This window comes from Corynebacterium sp. MSK074, assembly GCF_030229735.1.
Taxonomy (GTDB): domain Bacteria; phylum Actinomycetota; class Actinomycetes; order Mycobacteriales; family Mycobacteriaceae; genus Corynebacterium.
In genome coordinates this window covers 297,275-311,140 of record NZ_JASPIX010000002.1, presented here as the reverse complement: position 1 = coordinate 311,140, position 13,866 = coordinate 297,275, and the positions used below count along the sequence as shown (strand labels likewise).

Genomic DNA, 13,866 nt, shown 5'->3' with positions numbered 1-13,866 from the left:
CGGTCCTACTTCCGGGAATCCGAATAGCGGCAGATGGCTGCCAGCACCGCACCAGAAAGGTTGTGCCACACCGAAAAGACGGCTCCTGGCAGGGCGGCCAATGGGTTCATATAAGTAGATGCCAGGGATGTGGCCAAGCCAGAATTTTGCATGCCCACCTCGACGGCCATGGTGCGCCGTGCAGCGACCGGCTGCTTGGCCAACTTTCCGGCTAGGTAGCCCAAGCCATAGCCGCAGGCGTTATGGATTACCACGGCGGCAAAGACGAGTGCGCCGGCGGTAGCGATGGTGTCGTGCGCGCCGCCGACCACGATGCATACAATGGCGGAAATGGCCGCAACCGAGATCCACGGCAATGCCGCGTTAATCTTTGCCACCACGCGCGGAACCAGCATGCCGATGAGAATGCCGGTAACAACCGGAATGAGCACGACCTTCACAATGGACCCCGCCATCGCGGAGGCGGAGACCGGCATGTACTCCCCTGCCAGCCACAAGGTCAGCAATGGGGTAAGGACCGGCGCCAACAAGGTGGAAATGGACGTCATGGTCACCGACAGAGCCACATCACCGCGCGCAAGATAAGACACCACGTTGGAACTCGTGCCGCCGGGCGCGCAGCCCACCAAGATAACGCCGGCCGCTACAGCATCAGGAAGATCCATCACCGCGACCACCAACAGCGCCACTAGCGGCATGATGACAAACTGCGCTACTACTCCGATGAGAACGGGCAGTGGACGGCGAGCTACCAGGGCAAAATCCACCGGCTTGAGGGTTAGGCCCATACCGAACATGACAATACCCAGCAGCGGGGTGACCTGCGGGGCGAAGGAAGCTGCGGTCTCTGGCGCGAGGTATCCCATCACCCCACCGATAATCACGAGCACGGGAAAGCCTAGCGCTGCAATGAGCGCTTGACGGTCTTGCGCTGAGGAAGGCGCAGAGGGCACCTTCACCCGATTATCTGTCATGCTATCGATACTCATGGACAAAAGAATACGCTCCCACCCAGTGGGAGCGCTATCTTAATATTCGGAACGCAGAATGCCCCTAGCCAAAGAGCGCCTGGGCGTTGCGGTAACGCGATTCCGGCACCGTCTTCAGCGTACCCACTGCATCTTCCAACGGGACGAGGTCAATATCCTCGCCATGGAGGGCAACGCACATGCCAGATTTTCCTTCGTGGATGGCGCGCGCTGCATGCACGCCGTAGCGAGTAGCAAGCACGCGGTCATATGCCGTCGGCGTGCCGCCGCGCTGGATATGCCCCAGCACGGTCGTACGTACGTCATACCCGGTGCGTGCCTTGATTTCATCGCCGATTACCTGGCCGATGCCATTAAAGGTCTGGTGACCGAACTGATCGACGCCACCGGCCTCGAAGTCCATCGTTCCTTCCTTCGGCAGGGCACCTTCTGCCACGCAAATAATGCCGTACTTTTCACCCATCTGGAAGCGGCGTTCCATCGCCTTCGTAATCTCCGCAATATCGAAGGGCTCCTCCGGTACCACGGTGTAGTGCGCGCCGCCGGCCATGCCCGCGTGCAGGGCAATCCATCCCACGTGGCGGCCCATAACCTCCACGATCAGGATGCGGTTATGGGACTCTGCGGTGGTGTGCAGACGGTCGATAGCATCGGTGGCCACAGAAACGGCGGTATCGAAACCAAAGGTGTAGTCGGTGGCGTTAACGTCATTATCAATGGTCTTCGGCACGCCCACTACCGGCACGCCGTTATCAGAAAGCCACTTTGCGCCCTTGAGGGTACCTTCACCACCGATGGCGACAAGGGCATCCACCCCGGCATCCGCCATGTTGGACTTAATCTGGTCAAGGCCGGCCTTGAACTTATCCGGATGCAGGCGGCCGGTGCCCAGGATGGTGCCGCCGCGCAACAGAATACGATCGATTTCCGCATCGTCATAAAGATCACGCCGGCGGTCTTCCATCAGGCCCACCCAGCCGTCTTCATAACCTACAACGGTATCTCCAAATTCATTGGATGCGGTACGCACTACCGCACGGATTACAGCATTGAGGCCGGGGCAATCGCCGCCGGACGTTAAAACACCTAGACGCATATCTACCAATCTAGCGCGCGATTTTTAGGCCTGCAGAGTGTCCCTAAAACCTAGGGCAGAAACCAGGCCCACCACCAGCGCAGCCACGATGACGAGCAGCGAATTAATAATTGCTGTCTCTGGGCTACCTGTTTGCATAACTGCGGAAACTAGGGCAACTCCCACCACGGAACCCACCTGGCGGGAGGTGTTGTACACACCGGAGGCAGCGCCCATGAGCTCCGGCGAGATATCGCGCAAGGTGGTGGCTGCGTTGGAACCCCAAATGAAGGACTGTCCCACGCCGAGCCCGGCAATGGGCAGACCGAGTACCCACGGAAGGGCGTCGACCTGCATGACCCACCATGCCGCAAGGAGCGAAAGTATCAGGATGGAAAATCCCAGCACCCCCAGGATCCGCGGGTTAACATAATCCGCCATGATGCCAGCCAGCGGAGATATCAAGAGAGACACCAGCGCCATGGGAGCCACGATGATGCCGGCTTCGCCCGCAGGCACTCCCTGCATGGTCTGCAGCCACAGCATGATGGGGAGCATCACCGCGGCCGCCATAAATCCCATTGCGATGATGCCTACCGAGCCCGCCAGGTAGTTTCGGTCACGAAATAGCGCCAGCGGCACCAGCGGATTCGACCCGCGGGCCTGGGCAGTTGCCTGCAATCGAATAAACCAGACGCTAGCGGCAACTCCGGCGAGCAGGATCAGCCAAATGGTCCATCCCCAGCCAAGCACCGGGCCCTGCTGAATACCAAAGACGATTGCCGCCAAGGCGATGAGCGACACGATGGCCGAGGGCGCATCGATAGACTGCGCGGTCGTGGGTAGCTCAGGCACCCACAGCAGCGCGAAGACAATGGCTAGCACCACGAAGGGAACGTGTACCCAAAAGGCGGCCTGCCACCCAAAGTGCCCGACCAGAAAGCCACCGGCGAGTGGACCGGCAAGTGCCGCTACCGAGCCGATCACACCCCACACGCCCAGTGCGCGCCCACGGCGCTCACGCGCGAAGATGCGATTGATAACGGACATGGTCTGTGGCATCTGGAGGGACGCACCCACGCCTTGCACGGTACGCGCCGCAATGAGCACTTCCACTGTGGGAGCCACGGCACACGCCACTGCACCCAGCCCGAAAATGCCCACACCCAGACAAAACATCCGGCTCTGGCCTAAAACATCGCCCAAGCGGCCGGTAAAGAGCAGCGGCACCACCACAGCCAACAAATAGGCCGCGGATACCCACATGGTGTGGTTTACCCCTGCGTTCAGCTCGCGTTGCAGGTCAGGCAGCGCCACCGCCACCATGGATTGGTCCAGCAGAGATACAAAGAATCCGAGGGACAGTGCAAACATGGCGCGCCATGCTTGGCGCTCGGGCGGCAGATGCGTCTCCACAGTCATGGCCTTAGAGTCTAGCGGGCCGAGAAATGTCGACCTAGACTGGCTGCATGTCCATGATCGATATTAAAAAGCCCCAAGACGTTTCTACCGCCACCACTGTCACCCTCGGCCTCATCGGTGGCTGGGTCACGGCCCGCGAGACCGGCATTCGCCCGCTGGGTGGCGTGATCCTCGCCGCTGCCGGTGTATGGGCGGGTCGCTCTTGGGCCAAGAAAACCACCCCGGCTACCACCGCTGGCCTGTGCGCGCTCTACGTGGGTGCATTCGGCGCCTCCCACCCGCTGGCCAAGAAGATCGGAGCGTGGCCGGCAGTACTCAGCGTCACCGCGGCTTCGGCGGGCGCGGCTTATGCGCTTTCCGACGCCAAATAGTCCCCACCCACACAAATGCGCACCACGTCCCTAGACATGGTGCGCATACTTTTATCCTGCGTGTCGCTATTTTCTACTTGGCCACCGTGAACTCAACCGCAGCATTCTCGCTACCCAAGGCAACGGTGCCGCCGGGGAGGTTATAGAAGGAGGGGTTGGATTCGAGGAGGCCACGGAGGGCGTCGGAAAGCTGCTGCGTATGCTCGTCGCAGGCCGCGCGGGTGGAATTGAACTCGCCCACGCTGATGGTGCCATCCTTGGCCACCTCGTAGGTGGTGGTGTAGGTATTGCAGCCATCATTGACCACCAAGGTGCGGTCCTTAGCAAAGGAGACGCTCAGCTTACCGTCTTCCTTAACGGAGTGGAGCTCACCGGTGATGGTCTGGCCTTCAATTTGAGGCTCCAGCTTCTCCGCGCCCTCCGGCAGCTGAGAAATCAGGTCGGTCTGAGTCGGCGCGGTCATGCTAAACCCTGGATCGATGTCGGGGACCTGCGCAGCGTTGGCGGCTCCAGCGCCTATCAGCGCAGCGGCGGACAGCGAAAATAGTGCGGTCTTCTTGAAATGCATACCCAATAATTTACCCCCGCCGGATATAAATTCAACGGGGGTAAAGAAACCCTTATGGAATCGTCAGGGACTCCACAGGCGGCAATTTACTTATCGCGGCCAGCCTCATAGGCAGCGCCCACCTTATAGAGGCGATCATCCTCAAAAGCCGGCGCCATGATCTGCAGGCCAGTCGGCAGGTTGGTATCGCTAGCCAAACCAGACGGCACGGACATGCCACACAGGCCGGCCAGGTTCAGCGGCAGGGTGCACAGGTCAAAGTTGTACATCGCCATGGGATCCTCGGCCTTCTCCCCCAGCTTGAATGCGGTGGTCGGGGTAGTCGGGGAAACGAGCACGTCAACCTGCTCGAAGGCACGGGCAAAGTCCTGCGCAATGAGGGTACGCACGCGCTGTGCCTGCAGGTAGTAGGCGTCGTAGTAGCCCACGGACAGCGCATAGGTTCCCAGCATGATGCGGCGCTTTACCTCGGGGCCAAAGCCCTCCGCACGAGACTGGGACATGACCTGCTCGGCGGAGTGGGAGCCATCATCGCCCGCGCGCAGGCCATAGCGCATACCATCGAAACGTGCCAGGTTGGACGAGACCTCGCACGGCATAATCAGGTAGTACGCTGCCAAGGCGTCATCGAAGTGTGGACAATCTACCTCGATGATCTCCGCACCCTGCTCGCGCAGCTGCTCAACGGCGGCGTGGTAGTTCTCCATCACGCCTTCCTGCCAGCCATCGCGCTCAAACTGCTTAATAAGACCGACCTTGACACCAGAAAGGTCACCCTTGGCACCTTCGCGGGCGGCGGCGACAACCGGTGCAACCGGCTTATCCACGGAGGTCGCATCGAAGGCATCGTGGCCCGCGATGACCTCGTGCAGCAACGCGGTATCCAGAACGGTGCGGCCACAGGGGCCGGCCTGATCCAGGGAAGATGCAGCAGCAATAAGGCCGTAGCGGGACACGGTGCCGTAGGTTGGCTTAACACCCACAGTATTGGTCAGCGCGGCTGGCTGGCGGATAGAGCCGCCGGTATCGGTACCGATGCCAAGCGGCGCCTGGCCGGAAGCAAGTGCAGCGGCGGTACCGCCGCCTGAGCCGCCCGGGGTGCGCTTCGTGTCATAAGGGTTATGCGCTGGGCCATAGGCGGAGTTCTCATTGGAAGAACCCATGGCAAACTCATCCAGGTTGGTCTTGCCCAGGATGGGAATTCCGGCCTCGCGCAGACGCTTGGTCACGGTGGCGTCATACGGAGAAACGTAGCCTTCCAGCATCTTGGACGCCGCGGTGGTCGGCGCATCGGTGGTAACGAGCAAATCCTTCAGCGCCAGCGGCACGCCGGCCAGCCCGGAAGCAGGCTCTTCGCCGGCATCGAGGGCCTTATCCACGGCGTCGGCAGCCGCGAGGGCTTCTTCCGCACCCACGTGCAGGAAGGAGTTAAGCTCCTCATTGGTCTCTGCGATGCGATCCAGGAAGGCCTGGGTAACCTCGCGGGAGGTAATTTCACGGGAGTGAATCTTTTCCGCCAGCTCGGCGGCAGTCAGGGAGGTCAAGCCCTCCGCAGGAACGGTCAGGTTAGACATTTATTCTCCTCCCAAAATCTGTGGCACGACGAAGCGCTCATCTTCTACGGCCGGCGCCTGGTCCAAGGCCTGTTCTGCAGTAAGGGTGCGCACAATAACGTCCTCGCGCATCGGGGCGTCCACGGAGTGCGGGTGACTCATCGGCTCCACACCCTCGGTATCCACGTTTCCTACCGCGGAAACGGAATCAACAATTTCATCAATCTGCGTTGCAAACTGGGCTAGCTCTTCCTCGCTGAGGGCCAGGCGGGAAAGCTTGGCGAGGTGGGCTACCTCATCACGCGAAATCTCAGACACGCGAACTCCATCCTTTATCTGCATAATCGACATGCCCGTGAAAAATATTCACACTAAGCATGTACTATGTGAATTGCTAACGACCCATGGTACTGCACCTACCGCGACGGCTGCCGCGTCACCCCAAATTTGCGTTGCTTGAAGCCGCCATTGTGACGCACGTATCATGTTCGGGACTACAAACAACCGAAAGCGTGCGAGACCATGTCCTTTTTGATCCGTGTACTGCTCCCCGATTCCCCTGGCAGCTTAGGCCAGCTTGCCGACGCCTTTGGACTCGTCGACGGCAATATCCAGTCAGTCGACATCGTAGAAAACTTCCCCGACGGAACGGTCATGGATGACATCGTCATTGAGCTACCCCAAGGCGCCATGGCCGATGTCCTTATCACCGCCGCCTCTTCCGTGGACGGCGTGGAAATTGACTCCATCCGCCCGTTTAGCGGCCGAGTAGACCGCCGCGGCCAGATTGAGCTGCTCGCGCGCGTAGCTCATGCCACCAATGTCACTGCGGCCATGGAAGAAGTAGTTGCTGCGATCCCAAGGGCGCTGACCTCGACATGGGCAATCGTCATCGATAATAACGAGCCCATCCACCGAGTTGCATCCTCCAACGCCGCCCCCGAAGATGATGGAACCGTGCCGCACGATATCGAGGTTGAAAGCGCGCGCGTGCTCAGCCCCGAGCGCGATGCATGGATTCCGGAAAGTTGGTCGCTTCTCGATTCCGCCCTGGCCGCTGCCCCATTGGGCGATACCGGCCTAGTTATCGCCATGGGCCGCACCGGTGGCCCTGATTACCTCGCCTCCGAGGTGGAGCACTTGGGCCACATCGGCACTATCTTGGGCAGCTTTCTGAAGTAACTGAAGCGAATTAGACTTCGCCGGTTTCTAGTAGTTGCTGGAATTGCGCCTCGTTGAGGATCGGGATTTCTAGCTCGCGAGCCTTATCCTCCTTCGAGCCAGCATTTTCGCCAGCAACGAGGTACGAGGTTTTCTTCGACACCGAACCGGTGGCCTTGCCGCCGCGAGAAACAATAGCCTCTTTCGCGGAATCCCTGGTGAAGTTCTCCAAGCTGCCGGTAACCACAATGGTCAAGCCCTCGAGAGTCTGCTCCTTGTGGTCCTCGGCCGCTACCTCCATGGCCACGCCCGCAGCAGCCCATTTGTCCACAATCATGCGATGCCAATCCACTTCGAACCAATCGTGGAAGGATTGCGCGATGGTCATGCCCACGCCATCGACCTCAGCGAGCTCGTCTGTCTTTGCGGCGCGCAGCTTGTCCATGGATCCATAGCGGGAAGCAAGCGCCCGAGCCGCAATCGGGCCCACGTGACGTATAGACAGCGAGACCAAGACGCGCCAAAAGTCGCGACCCTTGACCTCCTCCAAGTTGTTTAGCAAGTTCTGGCCTGCCGTGTTGACCTTGACGTTGCCCTCCCTCTTAGAGCGCTTGTCTTTGGTGTCCTTCTTTGCGGTATAGACATCTGAGGACAAAAGCTTTTCCGCAGTGAGCTCAAAAAGCTCCGATTCATCGACGAGAATGCCGTTGTCGATCAGATCCATCGCACCCTTCTCGCCCAAGGCCTCAATATCCAGCGCCTTGCGGGAAGCCAGATACTCCAATCGTGCCGAGAGCTGCGCCGGGCAGGACTGCGTATTGGGGCAACGCCAATCGGCATCGCCGTCCTTCTGTGGGGCCAGTTTCGTGCCGCACGCAGGACAGTTCTCTGGGAAGGTCCACTCATGCTCGCTACCATCGCGCTGCTCGCGCACCGGCCCAAGGACCTCCGGAATAATTTCGCCCGCCTTGCGAATAATGACGGTATCCCCAATGAGCACGCCCTTGCGCTTGACCTCGGATTGGTTGTGCAGGGTAGCCATTTCCACCGTAGATCCGGAAACGAAGACTGGCTCCATCACTGCGTACGGGGTTACTCGCCCGGTACGGCCTACCCCCACCTCAATGTTCTTGAGCTTCGTGGTCACTTCCTCCGGCGGATACTTATAGGCAATGGCCCAGCGCGGCGCGCGGGAGGTCGAACCAAGTGCGCGCTGTGAAGCCAAGTCATCGACCTTGACCACCAGTCCGTCCATCTCAAAAATGGCATCGTGGCGATGCTCTGCCCAATACGCGACTTCGTCTTGGACTTCCTTGGCCGAGTGCACCTGCTTGGTATACGGGGACACGGGCAGGCCCCACGCCGCAATCGCTTTATAGGCATCGTGCTGTGAGGTCGGCGAAAATCCCTCGCGCGCACCCAAGCCGTGGCACACCATTTTCAGGCGGCGTTTTTTCACTTCGGCGGGATCCTTCATACGCAGTCCACCTGCCGCGGCGTTGCGCGGGTTAGCAAATTTTGCTTTACCGTCAGCCGCGCGCTCCTCGTTGATCTCCGCGAAGTCCCCGGGGCGCATGTATACCTCACCGCGAATCTCAATAAGCTCAGGAACCGGATATTCAGCAGTACCAGTCAACTCGTGCGGAATATCCTCGATAACACGAGCATTAGCAGTGATTTCCTCGCCCACCGTGCCGTCGCCACGAGTAGCAGCGGTAGCCAAGTGCCCATCGCGATAGACCAAGTCGATAGACAAGCCATCAATCTTGAGCTCGGTGAGATAGGTCTTAGCCGGGGTTCTATCCAGCCAATCCTGCATCTCGCCAGCACTAAAGACATTGTCCAGGCTCATCATGCGCTCAAGGTGCTCAATATCCTCGCCGGCGCTCGGGGCAGCACCAACCTGCTGGGTGGGTGAATCGGGCACGGCAAGCTCTGGGTGCTCTTCTTCTAGCGCAAGAAGGCGCTGGAAGAGGGCATCAAAGTCGGCGTCGGGAATAGCCGGCTCACCGTTGTAGTACAGGTTGCGGTGGCGGCGGACTTCCTGCGCGAGGTCATTCCATTCACGGTGCAGATCAACTGGATTAGTCACGCTGCCCAAGTGTAGCTATCCCTCGTGTCGGGGCTAGCTACTAAGGTATGGATCATGAATTTCGACGCCTCCCGCATGCTCGCCTTCGACCTTGAGACCACCTCGGCCAACCCTAAAGAAGCCCGCATTGTTACCTCTGCCCTAGTCCGCATTGACGGCCGCGATGTGCAAAAAGTAGAGCACCTTGCCGATCCCGGAATCGAAATTCCGCAGGAAGCGACCAATGTCCACGGAATCACTACGGAAAAGGCTCGCGCCGAGGGTCGCCCGCACGAGGAGGTTCTAAAAGATACGGTCGACGCAATCAAGGCCGCCTGGGAGGATGGCCTCACGCTGATCGTCTACAACGCAGCATTTGATCTCACCGTATTGCGCAGCCTGACCGGAGATTTTACGGTGACCGGCCCGGTCTATGACCCCTACGTGATTGACCGTGTCAGCGATAAATGGCGCAAGGGCAAGCGCACCCTCGGCGCCGTGTGCGAGCACTATGGCGTTGAGCTTGGCAATGCCCACGAAGCTACTGCCGACGCCCTCGCCGCCGCCCGCGTGGCGTGGAAGCAGGTTCGCCAGCACTACCCCAACCTGGCGCAGATGGAGGAAAACGAACTCATGGAGTTCCAGGCCGTCAAGTGGTACGAGGACCGTGTCGCTTTTAAAAAATACCTCGAGGGAAAGGGCCGCGATGCCTCGGATGTCTCGACGGCGTGGCCGCTGATTTCTTAAACCCGTTGCCAAAGTTCTAGAGTTTTGGAATTCTAGAACCATGGAATCTATAGAATCCCGAGTTTTAGCCCTCGAGAAGCGCGTCGCCAAGCTCGAACAACCCATACCGGCCCCAGTAGAAGCTTCCGCAGGCGAGTCCACGATGTGGCTTGCGGACGCCCTCGAGCCTTCTGAAGAGCTTCCTGAAGGGTCCGTAATCTTTGGCGGCAACCTCACTATCGGCGAGAGCTCTTATTCCTACCAATGGCAACGGCCAACAGGGGCAGTAGCCAATGGAGACTGGTCCGAAAACCTCGATCGCCTCGCTGCACTGGCCCACCCCATTCGTGGCGAGATCCTGCGCCGACTCCTCACCGCACCGGCCAGCGCCACAGAACTTGTCGAAGAAGAAATCGTCACCTCTACCGGCACGGCCTACCACCACCTCAGCGCACTTACTAGTGCCGGATGGACCACCAAGACAGGCGGAAAATACACACTTCGCCCTGCCCGAGTGGTTCCCCTCCTGACCATCATTACCGCAAGCGAGGCTCACTAATGCGCAAACTAGCCCTCGCCGCCGTCGTAGCCGTGGTATCGGCCGCCTTCTTACTCATTGTTGGACCCCAGCGAATCTCGATGGCCGATACCGCAACTGGAGATCCAGAACTCTCCACGCACCTACGGGAACACCCGGAAGCTGGTTTCAACAACCTCACCGCCTTCACACTTGATCAGGGAAAGGCCACCTTCGCCGGACTCGGCGCCAATGAACACACCGAGGTAGAAATAGGTTCTGTAACCAAGATGTTCACCGGTGAAATTGCCCACCAACTAGTAGAAGAGGGAAAAGTTCGCCTCGACACCACGATGGGTCAAGTCCTCGAGGTCGGTGACTCACCAGTCTCCGACGTAACAATTCGGGAGCTACTCGATCACACCTCAGGATTGCCCAGGCAGGCGAAAGCCATGACTTTCTCCTCTGCCGTCTCTAGCATCACCGGTTCCAACCCGTACGCAGGTGTATCCACACAAGACATCGTAGATTCAGCAACCGAATCGGAGCTTGCAGATCGTGGCACAGAATCCTATTCCAATTTGGGCTACGCACTGCTCGGCCACGCCTTAGAAACCGCTGCCGATACGCCATACGAACAATTGCTCCACGAGAGAATCCTTAAGCCCGCCGGAATGAAGGAAACCTACCTCATGACACCAGGTTCCGTCCCCGACGATGCCCCTCGCGGACTCACAGCCGCAGGCCGAGAAGCTGAACCTTGGGAAATGGAAGGTTGCTCCGCCGCAGCGGGAGCTCTTCGGTCCACCGCTCATGACATGGCAGCTTTCGCTACATGGATTATGGAAAATGGCGACACTAGCTATGGATGGCAAGAGAATGATGACGGCAAGAGTTTTTGGCACAACGGCGGCACCTACGGCTACTCCACAATGCTCATCATTGACCCGAAGGAAAATCGCGCAGCCTTCGCAAATAATGACTCGCCGGCGGGAACTGAAGACCTCACAGAAGCGCTTTTCGAGAGGATTTAGGAAACCACAATGCTCCTCACGTTAATCCCTGCCGCTATCACCGCGTTCGAGCTTTGGTCTGCATGGAAGACCCTCAGGAAGCCAGTTTCCTGCCCTATGCTGGTTATAGACGCAATCTTCACAATCGCCATCATTACGCTCGTCGGCATTGCAATGCCGTGGTACAGAGCAGTAGATTTTGGATGGTGGTACGCATTTGTAGCCGCTGGCTCTCTCCATATCGGTGCCATCGCCTGGGGCCTAAGCTCTCTCCACACCAGGAAACTTACAAAGTCTCCCAAATCTCCACTTCGAGCCGAAAGTCTCCCAAATCTCCGACAAGACCGGTTACACTAGCCGCATGGACAATCCATTCCGCCCGACATTCGGCGCCCCTCCCCTGTTCTGGGTCGGCCGCGGCGTCGTGCTCGATAGTTTCCGCACCGCCCTGGATGGCTCGGCAGGCAATGCCTCCCGCTCCATGGTGCTAAGCGGCGCTAGGGGCATCGGCAAAACGGTCCTCATCAACGAGTTGGAAGACATTGCTGAAGCGCGCGGTTGGGTAACGCTACGTGCCTCCGGGCGCTCCACCATGGTGGAGGAACTGGTCAACACCACGATTCCGAGGCTTCTCGAGCGGCTCTCACCCAGCGATAAGAAGAAGGTCAGCCGCATCGGCATCGGCGGCGTAGGATCGATTGGCTTCGACCACCAGAAGGAAGACCGCTTCACCCCCACGTTGAATACCCGTCTACGCGAGCTTTCCGCCGAGCTGAACGGCACCGGCATCCTCCTTACCATCGATGAGGTCCAAGACGCCGACGTCGAAGAGCTCACCACCATCGCCGTGGCCTACCAAGACTTGGTGCGCGATGAAATCGACATCGCCTTGGTAGCCGCTGGCCTGCCGCAGGGGGTCAACCACTTGCTGGACCTGCCCGGGGTAACCTTCCTGCGCCGAGCCCAGAAATTCGTGCTCGGCCCCTTGTCGCCGGCCAATGCAGAGCAGGCGCTCGAACATACAGCCTCGGGCTCAGGGCTGGAGTTTAGCCACGAAGCGATTACGGACGCCGCCGCGCTCACCCGCGGCTACCCCTACCTCGTGCAATTAGTCGGCTCACTGGCATGGGAGCGCAGTCGCCGGAACCAAGAAAGCGGCATTTCCCAGCAGACAATCGCCACAATCGCCCCTGATGCAATATCAATCATGGGCGCGCAGGTGCACCAACCTGCGACGCTAGCCCTGCCGCCGGCGCAGCGGGAGTTCCTGGAAGCGATGGCCGCAGTCGAAGTCGATGGCATCGCCACCATCGCAGACATCGCGGGCCACATGGACCGCACGGTGCGCTCCTTGTCGGCCACCCGCCAGCGGCTTATCGACGCCGACCTCATCGAACCCACCGCGCATGGCAAGCTGCGCTACGTCATCCCCTATATGGGCGAATTCTTCACCACCACGGATAGCCGCGGTCGCGTCGATTAAAGATCGCCGGCGTCGCGGATGAGGATTCCCGCCACCTCAGCAGCAAAAGAATAGCTGTGCGCGGCCTTTTCCACCGGCCACGGGAAGATATCAACCTGCCCTGGAATTCGCTCCCGCGATAACCCCATGCGGTCGAAATGCTGCGCAATAGAAATAGCCTCCGTGCGAGCATCTTGCCCTGCCACGCCGAGACCAACGCGACCGCCGCCATCAATCCACTGCCCCAAGCCATCGAGATGCTCTGGAGAAGCCAGACCGGCAAAATCGAGCAGCACCGTCTTCGCCGCCACTTCCCAAAGTGGCTCGCGAAGCCGTAGGTAGTCCGCGCCAAACTCCGCCAGTGTCGCATTGACCTGGTCCGCGGGAAAAGCCCTAATCGTATCGAAGTCGGTGGTACCTGGAAGGGTGCCCGAAAGGACGTCGGCAAGCAGGGGCTCGTCCAGCTGCACTCGCACTTTTGCCCCAAAGCGCTGTGCCACCTGCGCCGTGTGTTCCTGAATTCCGGCCAATAAAGCACCACATAGGTCCCGGAACGCACCCGAATCAGTAATCGCGCGGTGCCCGTTTCCTAACTCCACAGCGGCCGCCAAACTCCACGGGCCTACCGCTTGGACCTTGACACGCGGAACTGACTCGCCCCACACCTCCTGAATCTCGTCTAGGTCCCGGCACATCTGGTCACCAATCCGATGGGAGATGAGCTGCGGCCGATCACTGAGCACCCACGAGCGCGGTCCGCGGTCAATGGAGACTGCTTCCAATAAGCCCGCTGTGCGCCCAATGGCCCCAGCTTGAATCCCGCGGTCCGGCAACTGCGGAAGGTGCGGGAAACCACCCGTCTCGCCCATCACGATGTCTGCCGCCTCACTCATGGAGTATCCCGGCATAGGGCCTAAGCCAAAAGCGTCCATATTCAC

Annotated in this window: 14 protein-coding genes; 6 read left to right on the top strand and 8 right to left on the bottom strand. The window is 59.5% G+C overall.

The annotated features are described in order from the left end of the window. Positions 1-5: 5 nt before the first annotated feature. From QP965_RS03495 to QP965_RS03485, 3 genes are all read right to left on the bottom strand, one after another. Entirely contained in the window at positions 6-989 is a 984-nt protein-coding gene (locus QP965_RS03495; RefSeq protein ID WP_284843992.1) for a bile acid:sodium symporter family protein, read from the bottom strand. A 64-nt stretch (positions 990-1,053) separates the two neighbouring features. Next, a complete protein-coding gene (locus tag QP965_RS03490; RefSeq protein ID WP_005327686.1) occupies positions 1,054-2,085 on the bottom strand; it encodes an ATP-dependent 6-phosphofructokinase in 1,032 nt (343 codons plus the stop codon). Positions 2,086-2,109: 24 nt separating this feature from the next. After that, positions 2,110-3,486 carry an MFS transporter gene (locus QP965_RS03485; RefSeq protein ID WP_284843993.1) on the bottom strand — a complete coding sequence of 459 codons (1,377 nt, stop codon included), beginning with the start codon at positions 3,484-3,486 and terminating at the stop codon, positions 2,110-2,112. A 47-nt stretch (positions 3,487-3,533) separates the two neighbouring features. Here QP965_RS03485 and QP965_RS03480 point away from each other — a divergent pair, with 47 nt between their 5' ends. Further along, positions 3,534-3,857, top strand: a complete 324-nt coding sequence (locus QP965_RS03480; protein ID WP_005323344.1) for a hypothetical protein — start codon at positions 3,534-3,536, stop codon at positions 3,855-3,857. 73 nt (positions 3,858-3,930) lie between these two features. Here the strand turns inward: QP965_RS03480 and QP965_RS03475 are convergent, their stop codons facing one another. From QP965_RS03475 to gatC, 3 genes are all read right to left on the bottom strand, one after another. Beyond that, positions 3,931-4,425: an META domain-containing protein gene (locus QP965_RS03475; protein WP_284843994.1), complete on the bottom strand. Its 495-nt coding sequence runs from the start codon at positions 4,423-4,425 to the stop codon at positions 3,931-3,933. Positions 4,426-4,511: 86 nt separating this feature from the next. Further along, positions 4,512-5,999, bottom strand: a complete 1,488-nt coding sequence (gatA, locus tag QP965_RS03470) for an Asp-tRNA(Asn)/Glu-tRNA(Gln) amidotransferase subunit GatA (RefSeq protein WP_284843995.1) — start codon at positions 5,997-5,999, stop codon at positions 4,512-4,514. Further along, positions 6,000-6,320 (bottom strand): Asp-tRNA(Asn)/Glu-tRNA(Gln) amidotransferase subunit GatC, encoded by a 321-nt coding sequence (gatC, locus tag QP965_RS03465; protein WP_218840749.1) that lies wholly within the window; start codon positions 6,318-6,320, stop codon positions 6,000-6,002. A gap of 180 nt (positions 6,321-6,500) precedes the next feature. On the opposite strand from gatC, the gene QP965_RS03460 reads away from it, so the two are divergent. Beyond that, on the top strand, positions 6,501-7,160 hold the full coding sequence (locus QP965_RS03460; RefSeq protein WP_225747070.1) for an ACT domain-containing protein: 660 nt from the start codon (positions 6,501-6,503) through the stop codon (positions 7,158-7,160). Positions 7,161-7,170: 10 nt separating this feature from the next. On the opposite strand, the gene ligA is transcribed toward QP965_RS03460, so the two are convergent. Further along, positions 7,171-9,240, bottom strand: a complete 2,070-nt coding sequence (ligA, locus tag QP965_RS03455) for an NAD-dependent DNA ligase LigA (protein ID WP_502869233.1) — start codon at positions 9,238-9,240, stop codon at positions 7,171-7,173. 45 nt (positions 9,241-9,285) lie between these two features. Here ligA and QP965_RS03450 point away from each other — a divergent pair, with 45 nt between their 5' ends. The 4 genes from QP965_RS03450 to QP965_RS03435 all read left to right on the top strand — a co-directional run bounded on the left by QP965_RS03450 (position 9,286) and on the right by QP965_RS03435 (position 12,949). Next, positions 9,286-9,957: a 3'-5' exonuclease gene (locus QP965_RS03450; protein ID WP_284813953.1), complete on the top strand. Its 672-nt coding sequence runs from the start codon at positions 9,286-9,288 to the stop codon at positions 9,955-9,957. Positions 9,958-9,997: 40 nt separating this feature from the next. Next, positions 9,998-10,495 (top strand): ArsR/SmtB family transcription factor, encoded by a 498-nt coding sequence (locus tag QP965_RS03445; protein ID WP_284843997.1) that lies wholly within the window; start codon positions 9,998-10,000, stop codon positions 10,493-10,495. Next, entirely contained in the window at positions 10,495-11,487 is a 993-nt protein-coding gene (locus QP965_RS03440) for a serine hydrolase domain-containing protein (protein WP_284843998.1), read from the top strand. The genes QP965_RS03445 and QP965_RS03440 overlap by 1 nt, the downstream gene beginning before the upstream one ends. 340 nt (positions 11,488-11,827) lie before the next feature. Continuing rightward, the gene (locus QP965_RS03435; protein ID WP_284843999.1) at positions 11,828-12,949 is read left to right on the top strand and encodes a DUF8462 domain-containing protein; all 1,122 of its coding nucleotides are present in this window, start codon (positions 11,828-11,830) and stop codon (positions 12,947-12,949) included. Here QP965_RS03435 and QP965_RS03430 read toward each other — a convergent pair. Beyond that, positions 12,946-13,860 (bottom strand): uroporphyrinogen decarboxylase/cobalamine-independent methonine synthase family protein, encoded by a 915-nt coding sequence (locus tag QP965_RS03430; RefSeq protein WP_284844000.1) that lies wholly within the window; start codon positions 13,858-13,860, stop codon positions 12,946-12,948. The genes QP965_RS03435 and QP965_RS03430 overlap by 4 nt on opposite strands. Positions 13,861-13,866: the final 6 nt, after the last annotated feature.